Source organism: Rhodococcus sp. NPDC059969 (assembly GCF_042738325.1).
Classification (GTDB): domain Bacteria; phylum Actinomycetota; class Actinomycetes; order Mycobacteriales; family Mycobacteriaceae; genus Rhodococcus_F.
Genome location: NZ_JBHWUF010000004.1, coordinates 269,017 through 284,055 on the forward strand (window position 1 = coordinate 269,017; position 15,039 = coordinate 284,055).

The window sequence follows — 15,039 nt, forward strand, 5'->3', positions numbered from 1 at the left end:
GGATCATGACCAGTGGAGAACCAGTACTCATCCCGGCCGGAACCGTGTTCACGCCGGAGGACCTGACGTTCTATGCCGATCGTGACTCCCGCAGTCTCGACGACGCCATCGCCGAAGCCGACCTTCTTGTCAGTTGCCCACACTCGGGTTCCGCGATTCCGGCAGAACTCTCACGCTTTCTCGCACCCGAGTTCACCCAGCGACTGCAGTTCGACTTCACCGATATGTCCACCAGTCCCATCGTGCGCCGCTGGGCCGAAATCGATTCGCGCATCGTGTACGTGGAGAACCCGCACCCCCGCATGATTCGTGATCCCAACCGTGCAAAGCCCGAAAACCTGGAGGCGTCACTACGCGAAGCCTTCGCCCGCGTGCACAAGGCCGGAGCGGGAAACAAGGCGGACCTCACCGGTGTCGACGCAGTTCGCCCTGTCACCTTTTCGTTCTACCCACTACTGCTCGAGCCGACCGACGACGCGGGCTGGAAGAACCTCGCCGAGACCTTCACCGAGACAGCCGAACACGGTTTGGGCGTCTACGAGAGAACTCGCGACGCACTGATCGAAACCATGGTCGAGAAGAGCTTCGAACTCGGCCGTTCGTTCACGACGTTGTCGTTCCACGACACGATGAACCACACCACTCGCCGCGACGGCGCCGTCAATGTCGAACGGCCGGAAGCAGATCGACTCCCCGACGTCGTCGCGCTCTCCAATCGTGGCGATCACGAAGGTAATCGACGCGGAGACAATCCCGTCACGATGGATCCGGAGCTCATTCGCGCACTCGCGGTCTCACATCGCAAGGGATTTCAGGTCGACGATCCGGACGCGGTAGCGCTCAATCAGCCATACCTCGGCAGTTTCGAAATCATCGCGGCCGGAGCCAGATTCGCCGAGTTGAATACACGCGCAGCCGAGGCAGGAATCACGTTGAGTGCGGTACAGGCCGAATTCAAACGAGAATTCCTACTGGGAGACGAACTGGCTGCCTACATCATGGAACCCGGCGTCGACTGGCCGACACCCGATGCCGAGCGGGTGGACCAGCTCGCCCACGCGTGCAAGGCGAGCTGGGACCACTACCGCAACGGCTGACTCAGCCGCAATACTCAGCCGAGTACCACTCCGAACAACGCGCCGGCCGCAATCGTCGTGACGGCCAAGATGATGGTCGGCAGGAAGAACGAGTGGTCGACAAGCTTGGAACCGAGCTTCGTGCTGCCGGAGAGGTCGAAGTTCGCAGCCGCGATCTGAGAACCGTTAGTCGGCAACAGATAGACGCCGGCAAACGCTCCGGCCCACATGCCGCTCACGAGGCCGGGTGCGATCCCCGCTGCGAGACCGATCGGCACAATGGTCCTGGTCGCTGTCGACTGACTGGTCGTCAGTACACAGACCAGGAAAACACCGAGCGCGAAGATCCACGGCGCGGCGTTGACCCAGTCGCCGACAGTGCTCGTGATCAGCTCGGAATGGGCGCTGATGAACGTGTCCGTCAGCCATGCCAGACCGAACAACGCGATGGCCGAGACCATACCGGCACGGAACACTGTCGAGGACGGCACGTCGGCGACATTCGGGCGGCACACCAACAGGATCAACGTACCCACGACGAACATCAGCATCTCGATGATCGGTGTCATCCCCATCGGAGTGCCGTCGGCGGCCTCGGGGCGAATTCCCTTGAACAGACCGAAGATCACGATGACCAGAACGCCGGCCAGGAAGATCAGTGCCGCGTTTCGTCCGGTCTTCGTCGAGACGAGTTCGGTCTTGGACGCTGCACCCGGTCCCGCCAACTCGCCCGACTTCAACTTCGCCTGTATCTCCGGGTCGTCGTCGAGGTCCTTGCCCAGGCGGTTGACCGCGATGGACGAGAGGACGATGCCGACCACGGCCGCCGGGAAGGTGATCTTGATGATGTCGATGAGTTCGAAATCGTAGGGCGCGACATCGGTGAGCGTGACCATGGCCGCCATCGCCGCTGACACCGGGCTACACGCCAACGCCACGCCGGTGGAGACGACTGACAGCGACAGCGGCCGTGACGGCCGCACACCGTTCTTGTACGAGACGTCGTAGATGACGGGAAGCAGCGGGTAGAGGATGTTGGACGTACCGGCACCGACCGAGAACAGGAACGACACCAACGGCGCGATCAGCGTGATCTGTTTCGGTCGGGATTCGATCAGTTTGGCTGCGATGGTGACCATCCAGTCGATACCACCGGCCGCTTGCATCATCGACGACGCGAGAACGACGGACAGGACGATGAGTAGAGCGTCGACCGGCGGACTGCCGACGTCCTCTCCGAAGACGAACACGAGGACGGCAACACCCGCGCCGCCCCACAGACCGAGAGCGACACCGCTCGATCTGGTACCCATGACAATCGCCCCGAGCACTACCGCCAGCTCGAGGACAATCTTGACTGCTTCCATCAGGCACTCGCCTTCTCGATAACAAGAGAATCGCTATAACAGGGCAAATAGTATGCTCTGCACTTCGGCTGCGGGCACGAACACGCTGTCGGTGGGAAGGGGCAATATGGTGGTCGTGACCAATGTCCTCGACAGATTCTCGCCCGCAACACGCGAGTGGTTCGGCGGTGCTTTCAGCGCTCCCACCGCTGCGCAGCTCGGTGCCTGGGAATCCATCGCGAGTGGCTCTCACACACTTGTCGTCGCACCCACCGGCTCCGGCAAGACATTGTCCGCCTTTCTCTGGGCGCTCGATCAGCTCGCAGCCAAGGACGAGGGCGAACGCACCACCAAAGTCCTCTACATCTCGCCGCTCAAAGCGCTGGGTGTGGACGTCGAACGAAACCTTCGCGCACCGCTGGTCGGCATCACACAGACTGCGAAGCGTCTGGGCCTCACTCCGCCCGAGATCACCGTCGGTGTCCGTTCCGGTGACACTTCCCAGGCCGATCGGCGCTCTTTGATCAAGCGGCCTCCGGACATCCTGATCACCACGCCGGAGTCGTTGTTCCTGATGCTCACCTCCGCTGCCCGGGAAACACTGGTCGGCGTCGACACCGTGATCGTCGACGAGGTTCACGCGGTGGCGGGTACCAAGCGGGGTTCACACCTTGCGCTCTCCCTGGAACGTCTGGACGGCTTGCTCGACCGTCCGGCGCAGCGCATCGGATTGTCGGCCACGGTTCGTCCGCACGAGGAGGTCGGGCGCTTCCTCGCTGGTTCGGCACCCATCCGGATCGTGGCGCCGCCTGCCGCCAAGACCTTCGACCTCACCGTCCGTGTTCCCGTCGAGGACATGACGGAATTGGGTATTGCGACGCCGGCCGAGGGTTCCGAATCCCCCACCCCGCAAGCCGGTTCGATCTGGCCCCACGTCGAGGAACAGATCGTCGACCTCGTTCTCGATCACCGATCATCCATCGTGTTCGCCAACTCTCGCCGCCTCGCAGAACGATTGACGGCCAGACTCAACGAAATTCATGCCGAGCGCGCCGGCCTCGTCCTCGACAAGTTGCCACGACCACCCGCGCAGATCGGGGCTCCCACCGAGGTCAACTACGGCGCGGAACCTCTCCTTGCTCGCGCCCACCACGGATCGGTCAGCAAGGACCAGCGCGCCCTCATCGAAGACGACCTCAAATCGGGTCGATTGCGATGCGTCGTCGCCACCAGCAGTCTCGAACTCGGAATCGACATGGGCGCCGTCGACTTGGTCATTCAGGTCGAGGCACCGCCTTCGGTTGCCAGCGGGCTGCAACGTGTCGGTCGCGCCGGCCACCAGGTCGGTGAGATATCGCGAGGCGTTGTCTTCCCCAAGCATCGCACCGACCTGATTCATTGCGCGGTGACGGTCGAGCGCATGGTCGAAGGCAAGATCGAAGCGATGGCCGTTCCGGCCAATCCCCTCGACATCCTCGCCCAGCAAACTGTTGCGGCCACCGCACTCGAACCGATCGACGTCGACGACTGGTTCGAGACCGTGCGCCGAAGCGGTTCCTTTGCAACACTTCCCCGTTCGGCGTACGAGTCGACTCTGGATCTGCTCGCCGGGCGGTACCCCTCGGACGAGTTCGCCGAATTACGTCCGCGCCTGGTGTGGGATCGTGAGTCCAATACTCTGACGGGGCGCCCGGGTTCGCAGCGTTTGGCCGTCACTTCCGGCGGCGCCATCCCCGACCGCGGCCTCTTCACCGTCTACATGGTCGGCGAGAAAGCGTCACGCGTCGGCGAACTCGACGAGGAAATGGTTTACGAATCCCGGGTCGGCGACGTCTTTGCGCTCGGCGCCACCAGTTGGCGGATCGAGGAGATCACCTTCGATCGGGTTCTGGTCAGCCCCGCCTACGGCATGCCAGGTCGTTTGCCCTTTTGGCACGGCGACGGACTCGGCCGCCCCGCCGAACTCGGGCAGGCGTTGGGACAGTTCGTCCGCGAGACGGCCCTCGGTAACGAGGCCGACGTCGTCGAGCGTTGCCGAGTCGGCGGGCTCGATCACAATGCGACCACCAATCTGATCCAACTCGTCGGTGAGCAGAAGAATGCCACCGGGCAGGTACCGTCGGATCGCACGCTGGTGGTCGAGCGTTTCCGCGACGAACTCGGTGACTGGCGTCTGGTGCTGCATTCCCCGTACGGCCAACGGGTTCACGCGCCGTGGGCGCTCGCGATCGGCGCGCGCCTCCAGGAACGATACGGGGTCGATTCCAGCCCGACAGCCTCCGACGACGGCATCATCATCCGGCTCCCGGACACCGAGAACGAACCTCCCGGCGCCGAACTGTTCACCTTCGACGTCGAAGACATCGAAGATCTGGTCACCCAGGAGGTGGGCGGCTCCGCGCTGTTTGCTTCCCGATTCCGCGAATGTGCCGCCCGCGCACTACTTCTCCCGCGCCGTAATCCCGGAAAACGTGCACCGCTGTGGCAGCAGCGTCAGCGGTCAGCACAACTGCTTGACGTCGCCCGAAAGTTCCCGACATTCCCGATCCTGCTCGAGACGGTGCGGGAGTGTTTGCAGGACGTCTACGACCTGCCTGCGCTGAAGGAACTGTTCGGCAAGATCGAGAAACGGCAGATCCGAATCGTCGAGGTGGAGACGGCCTCGCCGTCTCCGTTCGCGAGTGCGCTCCTGTTCAACTATGTGGGCGCATTCATGTACGAGGGCGACAGTCCCCTCGCCGAGCGACGCGCTGCCGCACTGTCGCTGGACTCCACGCTGTTGGCCGAACTGCTGGGGCGCGTCGAACTGCGCGAGCTACTCGACGCCGGAGTGATCGAGCAGGCCGAAAGTGAGCTGCAACGGCTCGCGCCCGACCGCAAGGCCAAGGATCTCGAGGGTGTTGCCGACCTCCTGCGCATGCTCGGCCCGCTGACCACCGAAGAAGTCACCGATCGTTGTCTCGAGGACCCGCTCTCGTGGCTCGAGAAGTTGGTTACGGACAAACGTGCCCTCCACGTCTCGTATGCGGGCGAGAGCTGGTGGACCGTCGTCGAAGACGCCGCGCGCCTTCGCGACGGACTCGGCGTTCCCCTACCGATCGGCGTTCCCGCCGCGTTCATCGAGCCGGTCGATCAACCTCTCGACGATCTTTTGAGCCGTTATGCCCGCACCCACGGCCCCTTCACCCTCGCCGACGCTGCCGCACGGTTCGGTATCGGGGTTTCCGTCGCACGTGACGTTCTCGGTCGACTCGCACTCGAAAAGCGTGTCCTCGAAGGCGAATTCCGTCCGGCGTCAACCGGAAGCGAATGGTGCGACGCCGAGGTCCTGCGCCGCCTACGCCGCCGCTCGCTCGCCGCTGCACGCCAAGAGGTCGAGCCGGTCAGTACCGCAACGCTCGGACGATTCCTTCCCAGCTGGCAGCACGTGGGCGGCACGCTTCGCGGAATCGACGGTCTTGCAACGGTGGTCGATCAACTCGCCGGAGTTCCGATTCCGGCGTCGGCTCTCGAATCGTTGATCCTGCCGAGTCGTGTCGCCGACTACTCTCCCGCGATGTTGGACGAACTCACGTCGACCGGTGAAGTCCTGTGGTCCGGATCCGGAGCAATCTCCGGCAAGGACGGGTGGGTAGTGCTGCACCCCGCCGACCTGGCACCGATCACGCTCAATTCGCCCGCCGACACCGACGTCTCGGAGTTGCAGAAGCGCATCCTCGACCTGTTGTCCGGCGGCGGTGCCTACTTCTTCCGACAGTTGGTCGACGCGTTGCGAACTACGGAGTCGGCTGCGGACACGGTCGACAGCGCGGTGACGACGGCACTGTGGGAGTTGGTGTGGCTCGGACACATCGGAAACGACACCGTCGCACCGCTTCGCGCACTTCTCTCCGACACCACTAGAACAACAACCAGTCACCGATCACCTCGCCGTGTTCCGCGGGCCCGTCCGTACCGCGGAATGGCCCGCGCTTCCACGCCCGCTCGCACCGGACCGGCAACTGCCTCCGGTCGGTGGTTCCAACTGCCAGCCGTCGAACCGGATCCGACCATCCGGGCGCACGCCACGGCCGATCTGTTGCTCGAACGGTACGGCGTGGTCACCCGCGGTTCGGTGATGAGTGAGAACGTGCCGGGCGGTTTCGCGTTGATCTACAAGGTACTGAGCACGTTCGAGGACAACGGCCGCGCTCGACGCGGATACTTCGTGGACACCTTGGGCGGCGCCCAGTTCTCCACGCCTCCCGTGGTGGACCGCTTGCGCACGTTCGGTGATTCCATCGAGGGACGCCACACCTCCTCGGCTGCAGTCACTCTCGCGGCGTGCGATCCGGCAAACCCGTACGGCGCGGCGCTGCCGTGGCCGGCGTCGGGGGGCGAGGAATCCCCTGGGCACCGGCCCGGACGAAAAGCCGGCGCATTGGTAGTTCTGGTGGAGGGTGAGTTGGTTCTGTTCGTCGAGCGCGGCGGTCGCACGATCCTGACATTCACCGACGACGGCGGAACGTTGCGCCTGGCAGCACTGTCACTTGCTCAGAAGGTGACTTCTCGCGCTATCGACAAGTTGGTAGTGGAGAAGGTCGACGGAGAGACCATCCACGGCAACGACTTCGCTCCGGTCCTGGTCGAAGCCGGCTTCGCGGCCACCCCTCGCGGATTCCGGTTGCGGTCATGAGGATTGGGGTCATGATGATTGAGATCGTGGCAGTTGAGATCCTGAAGTGTGGGAGCGGCGACCATGCCTGAGGGCGATACCGTGTGGCGGGCCGCCAACGAACTGCGAGCGGCCCTAGCCGAGAAGGTACTCACCACCTGCGACGTCCGCGTTCCTCGTTATGCCACCGTTGATCTGTCGGGCCATCGCGTGGATTCCGTCGCCAGCCGCGGAAAGCATCTCCTGATCAGAGTGGGCGAGGCGTCCATTCACACGCATCTGAAGATGGAAGGTCAGTGGCAGATTTATCGCCCCGGCGAGCGCTGGCGCAGACCAGCCCACCAAGCGCGCATCATCTTGGCCACCGAAGACTCTGTAGCAGTGGGTTTTTCACTGGGAATCACCGAGATCCTCGAACTCGGGCAGGAACAGGAGGCGCTCGGGCATCTCGGACCGGATCTGCTCGGGACCGACTGGGACAGTTCCGTGGCCGCCCGAAATCTTCGGGCTGCCGACTCCGAACCGATCGGAATCGCGCTCCTGGATCAGCGGGTGATGGCCGGACTGGGCAACGTGTACCGCAACGAGATCTGCTTCCTACGAGGCATTCATCCGAAAACACCGACGCGCCTCGCCGGAAATCTCGACGCGATAGTGGACTTGTCGTTCCGCACCATCAACGTCAACAAGGCGCGTCGCATCCGGGTCACGACCGGCGACACCCGTCCAGGTAGGCAGACGTGGGTGTACGGCAGGCGCGGAAAACCGTGCCGCCGATGCGGAACCCGCATCAGAGAAGATACCCTCGGACCGGATCAGCTCACCGAGCGAAATATCTTCTTCTGCCCGGCCTGCCAGCCCTTCACGCCCGGTTAGCGTTGATCAGCAGCCTGACGCAGTGGCGGACAAATCGTTCGCGGTCTACCACGATCGTGCCGTCCAGGTAACCGATGAACAGCGTGAACAACGCCCCGACCAGTCCGACGGCCACCAGTTGCTTGTCCACGGGATCAGCGATCTCGGACAACTGGTCGTACACCAGATCCACGAACGCCGGCATCGATTCGATACCGCGTCCACTCAAGACAGGTTCCGAGAGCGGGGCGATCAGGAGCACTCTCCCCATCGCCGGATCGTCGACCATGAGCTTGACGAAAGCGTCGACCGCAGCGGTGGCGACGGCCTCGGATGTCGTCTCCGACTCCACTGCCGACGCAAGCGCCGACTGCGCGCGCTCGGCGACAAACGTGTGGACCGCAACAACGTACTGATCGCGATCGGTGAAGCTTTCGTAGAAATACCGCTCGGTCAGACCGGCGGCCTTGCAGACCGCACGCACGTTGACGGCCGGACCGTCGACCGCACCGAGCAGTGTCACTCCGACGTCGAACAACGTCGCCTTTCGAGTGGCCCTGCGTTCTTCGATGCTCACAACTTCCCCACTTCGCCGATACTGGCTCTTCGATGCAACCGGAATTCGATTCAACCGGTATTCGATCCTTGACTACCGCTGTTGTCGATCCTAATCTGACAACATGCGTAGTCAACTTGACGACAGCAGCACCCCGGTTCCTCTCGGCCCGGATTCCCTGACCTGGAAGTATTTCGGCGACTGGCGCGGGATGCTCCAAGGCGTCTGGGCCGGTTCGATGCAGAACATGCACCCAGGGCTCGGCGCCGGCGTCGAGGAGCACTCGCAGTTCTTCGACGAGCGCTGGGAACGGCTGTACCGATCGCTGTATCCCATTGCGGGCGTGGTGTTCGACGGCGATCGCGCGCAGCAGACAGCCGAAGAAGTCCGCGGATATCACACGCGAATCAAGGGCATCGACAAGTTGGGGCGCCGATACCACGCCCTCGATCCCGACACCTTCTACTGGGCGCATGCAACATTCTTCATGGGCACCATCGTCACGGCCGACAACTTCTCCGGTGGCTTGACCGAGGCCCAGAAACGACAGCTCTTCACCGAACACATTCAGTGGTATCGCCTGTACGGAATGAGCATGCGCCCGGTTCCCGAGACCTGGGAAGCATTTCAGGAGTACTGGGACCACATGTGCCGCAACGTACTCGAAGACAACAAGGCAACCCGCGACGTCCTGGACCTGTCCGGCCTCGGAAAGCCCCCGTACATGACCTGGCTTCCCGATCCGTTGTGGCGACTCGCGCGGATTCCCCTCGCACGCGGATTCGTGTGGCTGACGGTGGGCATGTACGACCAACCTGTTCGCGACCTTCTCGGTTACTCGTGGAGTAGCCGAGATCAGAGAATTCACACCGCTGTCGGCCGAAGCGTCAACGCCGTCTTCCGATTGGTACCGTGGCGATACCGGTTTCAGCCACGCGCTCGCGCAGGATGGGATCGAGCGAGCGGCCGGATCCCCGCCGACGCACCACTGGTCCACACGCCGGCGCGCAATCTGCCCCCGCTCGAACAGCGAGATAATCCGATGCACTACAGCCCGAGGGTCTGATCTGCCATGCTCTGAGCATGGAGTGGGACCTGCGAACCCTGCTGAACCGGCCGATCACCTCTCACGGTTCGCCGCTGGGACAAGAACGTGTGGCGGCGAGAACCACCGCGTACATCTACGGCAACATTCTTGTCCTCGCCGCACTCATACCGGTGACGAAATCTCAGGAATCGCTGGGCGCCGCGATCGTGGTTGGCACGGCATTGTCGACGTATATCGCCCACACATTCGCCGAGAGCGTCGGCGAAAGCATTCGCAACGACCGCCGCCTGACCACCGCGGAAAGAATCGACTCGCTTCGCGATTCCGTCCCGATCCTCACCTCCGCGGTTGTTCCTGTCGTCATTCTCGCGACGGCGTGGTTCAACATCCTGGAACCGCGGACGGCGCAGTTGATCGCGGAGATCGTCTTGATCCTGCGGATCGGTTCCACCAGCTACGTGATCAGCCGACTTCACGGTGAGAAAGTCGGTACCAACACACACCTCGCGGCCTTTGCCCTGGCCGCCGTCGCAACTCTGATCGTCGGATTGAAGATAGTGCTCACTCATTGACGAGTCTCCCGATCGCGAATTCCCTGGCCTGAAGGGGTACTGCCGTTACCCGGCTGAGCAGTCACTCCCGCGGAACCCGGTCCGTCGCTACCGTGGACGACATGAGCATTCCGAGTCTGAAACTGAACAACGGTCTCGACATTCCGGCGTTGGGCTTCGGCGTCTACCAGACACCGCCGGACGAAACAGTCGCCGCCGTCGAGTCCGCGCTGTCGACGGGTTATCGCCATATCGACACTGCTGCGGCCTACGGCAACGAGAAGGGCGTCGGTGAGGCGATCCGGCGATCCGGCCTCGATCGCGACGAGATCTTCGTGGAAACGAAAGTCTGGATCACCGACTACGGATACGACGAGACTCTGCACGCCTTCGACAAGAGCGCAGGCAAGCTCGGTGTCGAACACCTTGACCTCCTCATCCTCCACCAAGCCTTGCCGAGCGAGTTCGAACGCACCATCGACGCGTACAAGGCACTGGAAACGCTGCTGGCAGACGGCAAGGTCCGTGCCATCGGAGTCAGTAACTTCATGCCGGACCACCTCACCCGGCTCCTGGGCGCAACGTCCGTGGTGCCGGCGGTCAACCAGATCGAGGTCCATCCGTACTTCAGGCAGTCGGCCTTGCTCGAGGCCGACGCCGATCACGGCATTCTGTCGCAGGCATGGTCACCGATCGGCGGAATCACGTTCTACCGCGACGGGTCCCACGGTTCGACTCTCGAAGACGCCACCATCGCAGCGATCGCGGCCGCTCACGGAAAGTCTCCCGCGCAGGTGATGCTGCGCTGGCACCTTCAGCAAGGCCGACAGGTGATCCCCAAGTCGGTGACTCCCTCGCGCATCGCGGAGAACTTCGACGTGTTCGACTTCGAACTCACAGCCGAAGAACTCTCCGCAATCGACGCACTCGACACCGGAGTGCGCGGCGGTCCCGAGCCCGAGGTCATCACCCGCGAGAAGTTCGGAATCGAGATCCCCGAAGCCTGAACCCGGCAGCCTGAACAACTCAGCAGCCTGAGTGGTTCACCTGGCGCTCCAGCCACCGTCGATGGTGTACGACGCCCCCGTCACCATCGACGCCTCGGTCGACGTCAGCCATCCCACCAGGGATGCCACCTCCGCCGGCTCGACCATCCGTTTGATCGCGCTCTCGGTGAGCATCACCTTCTCGACAACCTCGGATTCGCTGATGCCGTGAACCTTTGCCTGGTCGGCAATCTGGGATTGGACGAGGGGTGTCAGGACGTAGCCCGGATTGACGCAGTTGCTGGTGACACCGTGTGGGGCGCCTTCGAGCGCAACAACTTTCGACAGTCCTTCGAGTCCGTGCTTCGCCGTGACGTATGCACTCTTGAAGGCCGAAGCGCGGAGCCCGTGGACCGAGGAAATGTTCACGATGCGGCCGAAACCGTTGCGGTACATGTACGGCAGGGCAGACCGAGCGAGGAGGAACGGCGCTTCGACCATGAGGCGCTGGATCCTCCGGAAGTCCTCGACGTCGAAATCCTCGATGGGACTGACCCGTTGAATACCTGCATTGTTGACAAGGATGTCCGTCTCGAGTGCCAGATCTACGAGTTGGTCGGTGTCGAGGAGATCCACCGCCCACGCAGTGCCGTCGATCTCCTCGGCCAGCGCCGTCGCTGCGACGTCGTCGAGATCAGCGACGGTGACGTGGGCGCCGCGGGCAGCGAGCATCCGTACACAAGCCTCGCCGATCCCGCTCGCACCACCGGTGACCAGAGCCGATTTGCCAGAGAGCGTCACGCGGGAACACCGGCCCGCTCGTTGGCGAGAACACGGGCGTCAGCGGCGTCGACGGACTCGAGCGAGATTCCTTTGGTCTCACGCGCGAAAATGACTGCGACGATGGTGACCAGGGAGGCCAGCAGCAGATAGATCGCGATGGGGACCGAGGAGTCGAACTTGCTCAGTAGTGCTGTCGCGATGATCGGAGCCAGCGAGCCGGCGACGATCGAAGTCACCTGATACCCCAGGGAGACACCGGAATAGCGCATCCGGGTCGGGAACATCTCGGCCATGATCGCGGGTTGTCCGGCGTACATGAAGGCGTGGAAGACGAGTCCGATGATGATTGCCGACAGGATGACGGCGTTGTGCCCGCTGTTCATCATCGGGAAGGCGAAGAATCCCCACGTTCCGGCTGTGACGGCGCCGATCATGTACACCGGGCGTCGACCGATCGTGTCGGACAGCTTGCCTACCAACGGGATCACCGCGAAGTGTACGGCGTGTGCCATCAGCATCCACCAGAGAATGTGCGCCGTGTCCGCATGGACGACGACCTTGAGATAGGTGATCGAGAAGGTCACCACGAGGTAGTACATGACGTTCTCGGCGAAACGCAGGCCCATCGCGGTCAGCACTCCACGCGGGTAGCGCTTGACCACCTCGAAAACACTGTACGAGGTTGCCTTGACCAGCTCTGCTTCCTTCTGTGCCGCAATGAAAATGGGAGCGTCGGTGACCTTGGTCCGAACGTAGTACCCGACCAGAACGATGACCGCGGAGAGCCAGAAGGCCACGCGCCAACCCCAACTCATGAAGGATTCGTCCGAGAGCGTCGACGTCAGGATCAACAGCACAACCGTCGCGACCAGATTGCCCATCGGCACGCCGGCCTGAGGCCAGGACGACCAGAACCCGCGAGATCGATTCGGGCTGTGCTCGGCGACAAGGAGTACCGCCCCACCCCATTCACCGCCCACTGCAAATCCTTGAATGAAGCGCAGCGTGACCAGCAGTGCCGGTGCCCAGTAGCCGATCTGACCGTAGGTCGGCAGACAGCCCATCAGGAATGTCGCGGCACCGACAAGCAGCAAACTGAACTGCAGCAACTGCTTCCGACCGAACTTGTCTCCGAAGTATCCGAAGACGATCCCGCCGAGTGGTCGGGCGGCGAATCCGACGGCGTAGGTGATGAAAGCCGCGATGATCGCATCCAGCTCATTGCCGCCGCCGGGAAAGAAGACCTTGCTGAAGACCAGCGTGGCCGCCGTGCCGTACAGAAAGAACTCGTACCACTCGACGACGGTGCCCGCCATCGAGGCGCCGACCACCTTCTTCAGCCCCGATGGTGGGGCTTGGCTCTCGGGCTTCGGCATGTTGTCGACGCTCATCGTGGACTCCCTCGTCTTCAGTTCGCGATTCGCCTGCTCTTCACGATCAGGAATGTGACCGCTCGCACATTTTTTGTGACTCGATGAGTATCAGTGCAGATTCTTGGCACGACAATGACAAATCTCGCACCATATAGGTGCAAAAATGCAGATATGAATCTCGGACTGAGCCCGGATGACCTGCTGGTGCTACTCGCGGTCGGTCGCACCGGTCGCTTCAACACCGCCGCCGACGACTTGGGCCTCAATCACACCACTATCTCGCGCCGCATCAGCTCGCTCGAGAAGAGCCTCGGCGGCCGTGTCCTGGTTCGCTCGTCCGGTGGATGGGAGTTGACCGACCTGGGCAGACAGGCCCTCAGCGCAGCCGAGCGCATCGAGGCCGCAGTGAACGAACTGGCACTCGACTCCACCGGTCAGCAGCAACTCGACGGCGTCGTGCGGGTCTCGGCCACCGACGGCTTCAGCGCCTACATCGCGGCCCCCGCCGGCGCCGCGGTTCGCAGACGCCATCCCCGTGTCAGCGTGGAGATAGTTGTCGCAACCAGAAAGGCGTCGCAGATACGCTCGGGGCTCGACATCGAGGTTGTGGTCGGCAAGCCTCAAGTTCACCGCGCCGAGGCAGTCCATCTGGCCGACTATGCGCTGGGCTTGTACGCATCCCGAGACTATCTACGTCAGAATGCTGTTCCCGAAAGTGCCGCAGATCTGGCCGATCACTCGCTCGTGTACTTCATCGACTCGATGCTGCAGGTCGACGAACTCGATCTGGCTCGCAAGCTCACGGTCTCCATGAGGGAGGCCGTCACGTCCACCAACGTGTTCGTGCACATCGAGGCAACGCGGGCCGGCGCGGGCATCGGCCTGCTCCCCTGCTTCATGGCCGAGCAGCACGACGATTTGGTTCGCGTGCTACCGGCTCACATCGAGGTCAAACTTTCCTACTGGTTGGTGGCCCGTTCGGAATCCTTGCGACGCCCGGAAGTGGCAGCTGTGGTGACGACTCTCCGAGAGACTGTGGATCGCAAGCGATCTCAACTACTCGGCTCGCCCCGGACGAACGAAGCGCTCAGTCAAGCGTCGAACGATGCTGAACGATGACCTTACGTGCCAACTCGGCGATCTTGACGTTCATGTTCTGCGAGGTTCGCACCAGGATGTCGAAGGCCTCGTCGTCGGACACACGATGTAGTCCCATCAACAGACCAACTGCCTGACCGATTTCTCGGCTGCTGGCCAGACCGCGCCGCAGCGAATCGGCATCCTCGCCTCGCGTGAGCGCAGTGACTGCCACGGACGCAAATGACGCCAACATGATCGCGTGGTCGGCAGCGGATTCCGTGAAAGCCCCCGGAGTATCCGAGAAGAGGTTGAGGGCACCGAACTTCTGACGATCGACCATCAGTCGGAACCCCATCGAACCGCGAATGGGTGTCTCCGCCACTACTTTCCGCGCGAATTCGGGCCACTGACTCGGTGTGCGAAGGTCCGACTCGAGCTGCGGCGCCTCCGTGTCGAGGGCGTCGATGCACGGCCCCTCCCCCGTGGCCCGTTCGAGATCGTCTGCGTGTTCGGCAATCTCGTCGCTTGCCGCTACCGTGACGTTGGTGTTCCCCCGTCGCAGCATCAGGCTTGCGTGATCACAACCGGGAATCAACTCGACAGCCGCCGAACAGATCGCGGAGTACACCTCGGCGCTGTCTGCTGCGGAGTAGAGGATCTCCGCCAACGCCGCGAACACTGCCTTGGGATCTGTCAGTGCTTGGTCGCGCTCAGCCATCTCCATACACCTC

Annotated in this window: 12 protein-coding genes; 7 read left to right on the top strand and 5 right to left on the bottom strand. The window is 62.7% G+C overall.

Going from position 1 to position 15,039, the window contains the following annotated elements:
* Nucleotides 1–5: 5 nt before the first annotated feature.
* Nucleotides 6–1,097, top strand: a complete 1,092-nt coding sequence (locus tag ACFWAD_RS15050; RefSeq protein ID WP_378534148.1) for an N-formylglutamate amidohydrolase — start codon at nt 6–8, stop codon at nt 1,095–1,097.
* A 14-nt stretch (nt 1,098–1,111) separates the two neighbouring features.
* On the opposite strand, the gene ACFWAD_RS15055 is transcribed toward ACFWAD_RS15050, so the two are convergent.
* Nucleotides 1,112–2,443, bottom strand: coding sequence for an anaerobic C4-dicarboxylate transporter family protein (locus ACFWAD_RS15055; protein ID WP_378545000.1), 1,332 nt, complete (start codon nt 2,441–2,443; stop codon nt 1,112–1,114).
* A 106-nt stretch (nt 2,444–2,549) separates the two neighbouring features.
* On the opposite strand from ACFWAD_RS15055, the gene ACFWAD_RS15060 reads away from it, so the two are divergent.
* On the top strand, nt 2,550–7,097 hold the full coding sequence (locus tag ACFWAD_RS15060) for an ATP-dependent helicase (protein ID WP_378545003.1): 4,548 nt from the start codon (nt 2,550–2,552) through the stop codon (nt 7,095–7,097).
* A 63-nt stretch (nt 7,098–7,160) separates the two neighbouring features.
* Nucleotides 7,161–7,952, top strand: a complete 792-nt coding sequence (locus ACFWAD_RS15065) for a DNA-formamidopyrimidine glycosylase family protein (protein ID WP_378545006.1) — start codon at nt 7,161–7,163, stop codon at nt 7,950–7,952.
* Here the strand turns inward: ACFWAD_RS15065 and ACFWAD_RS15070 are convergent.
* On the bottom strand, nt 7,939–8,508 hold the full coding sequence (locus tag ACFWAD_RS15070) for a TetR/AcrR family transcriptional regulator (protein ID WP_378545009.1): 570 nt from the start codon (nt 8,506–8,508) through the stop codon (nt 7,939–7,941). The genes ACFWAD_RS15065 and ACFWAD_RS15070 overlap by 14 nt on opposite strands.
* A 103-nt stretch (nt 8,509–8,611) precedes the next feature.
* Here ACFWAD_RS15070 and ACFWAD_RS15075 point away from each other — a divergent pair, with 103 nt between their 5' ends.
* From ACFWAD_RS15075 to ACFWAD_RS15085, 3 genes are all read left to right on the top strand, one after another.
* Complete coding sequence (locus ACFWAD_RS15075; RefSeq protein WP_378545012.1) at nt 8,612–9,553, top strand: oxygenase MpaB family protein; 942 nt, start codon at nt 8,612–8,614, stop codon at nt 9,551–9,553.
* Between the two features lie 17 nt (nt 9,554–9,570).
* Nucleotides 9,571–10,107, top strand: a complete 537-nt coding sequence (locus tag ACFWAD_RS15080; protein ID WP_378545015.1) for a hypothetical protein — start codon at nt 9,571–9,573, stop codon at nt 10,105–10,107.
* 101 nt (nt 10,108–10,208) lie between these two features.
* Nucleotides 10,209–11,093, top strand: a complete 885-nt coding sequence (locus ACFWAD_RS15085) for an aldo/keto reductase (protein WP_378545018.1) — start codon at nt 10,209–10,211, stop codon at nt 11,091–11,093.
* Nucleotides 11,094–11,129: 36 nt separating this feature from the next.
* Here ACFWAD_RS15085 and ACFWAD_RS15090 read toward each other — a convergent pair whose 3' ends face one another.
* Together ACFWAD_RS15090 and ACFWAD_RS15095 are read right to left on the bottom strand one after the other, a co-directional pair.
* The gene (locus tag ACFWAD_RS15090) at nt 11,130–11,873 is read right to left on the bottom strand and encodes a 3-hydroxybutyrate dehydrogenase (RefSeq protein WP_378545021.1); all 744 of its coding nucleotides are present in this window, start codon (nt 11,871–11,873) and stop codon (nt 11,130–11,132) included.
* The gene (locus tag ACFWAD_RS15095) at nt 11,870–13,246 is read right to left on the bottom strand and encodes an MFS transporter (RefSeq protein ID WP_378447674.1); all 1,377 of its coding nucleotides are present in this window, start codon (nt 13,244–13,246) and stop codon (nt 11,870–11,872) included. The genes ACFWAD_RS15090 and ACFWAD_RS15095 overlap by 4 nt, the downstream gene beginning before the upstream one ends.
* 153 nt (nt 13,247–13,399) lie before the next feature.
* Between ACFWAD_RS15095 and ACFWAD_RS15100 the strand changes: the two genes are divergently transcribed.
* Nucleotides 13,400–14,347, top strand: coding sequence for a LysR family transcriptional regulator (locus tag ACFWAD_RS15100; protein WP_378545024.1), 948 nt, complete (start codon nt 13,400–13,402; stop codon nt 14,345–14,347).
* Here ACFWAD_RS15100 and ACFWAD_RS15105 read toward each other — a convergent pair.
* Nucleotides 14,316–15,032, bottom strand: coding sequence for a GAF and ANTAR domain-containing protein (locus tag ACFWAD_RS15105; protein ID WP_378545027.1), 717 nt, complete (start codon nt 15,030–15,032; stop codon nt 14,316–14,318). The two genes, ACFWAD_RS15100 and ACFWAD_RS15105, sit on opposite strands and share 32 nt — an antisense overlap.
* Nucleotides 15,033–15,039 lie beyond the last annotated feature (7 nt).

What these genes read in the sequence shown, in the direction of transcription:
- ACFWAD_RS15100 (WP_378545024.1), top strand. Translation starts at nt 13,400, where the DNA reads ATGAATCTCGGACTGAGCCCGGATGACCTGCTGGTGCTACTCGCGGTC.
- ACFWAD_RS15095 (WP_378447674.1), bottom strand. Translation starts at nt 13,246, where the DNA reads ATGAGCGTCGACAACATGCCGAAGCCCGAGAGCCAAGCCCCACCATCG.
- ACFWAD_RS15105 (WP_378545027.1), bottom strand. Translation starts at nt 15,032, where the DNA reads ATGGAGATGGCTGAGCGCGACCAAGCACTGACAGATCCCAAGGCAGTG.
- ACFWAD_RS15055 (WP_378545000.1), bottom strand. Translation starts at nt 2,443, where the DNA reads ATGGAAGCAGTCAAGATTGTCCTCGAGCTGGCGGTAGTGCTCGGGGCG.
- ACFWAD_RS15060 (WP_378545003.1), top strand. Translation starts at nt 2,550, where the DNA reads ATGGTGGTCGTGACCAATGTCCTCGACAGATTCTCGCCCGCAACACGC.
- ACFWAD_RS15085 (WP_378545018.1), top strand. Translation starts at nt 10,209, where the DNA reads ATGAGCATTCCGAGTCTGAAACTGAACAACGGTCTCGACATTCCGGCG.
- ACFWAD_RS15080 (WP_378545015.1), top strand. Translation starts at nt 9,571, where the DNA reads ATGGAGTGGGACCTGCGAACCCTGCTGAACCGGCCGATCACCTCTCAC.
- ACFWAD_RS15050 (WP_378534148.1), top strand. Translation starts at nt 6, where the DNA reads ATGACCAGTGGAGAACCAGTACTCATCCCGGCCGGAACCGTGTTCACG.
- ACFWAD_RS15065 (WP_378545006.1), top strand. Translation starts at nt 7,161, where the DNA reads ATGCCTGAGGGCGATACCGTGTGGCGGGCCGCCAACGAACTGCGAGCG.
- ACFWAD_RS15075 (WP_378545012.1), top strand. Translation starts at nt 8,612, where the DNA reads ATGCGTAGTCAACTTGACGACAGCAGCACCCCGGTTCCTCTCGGCCCG.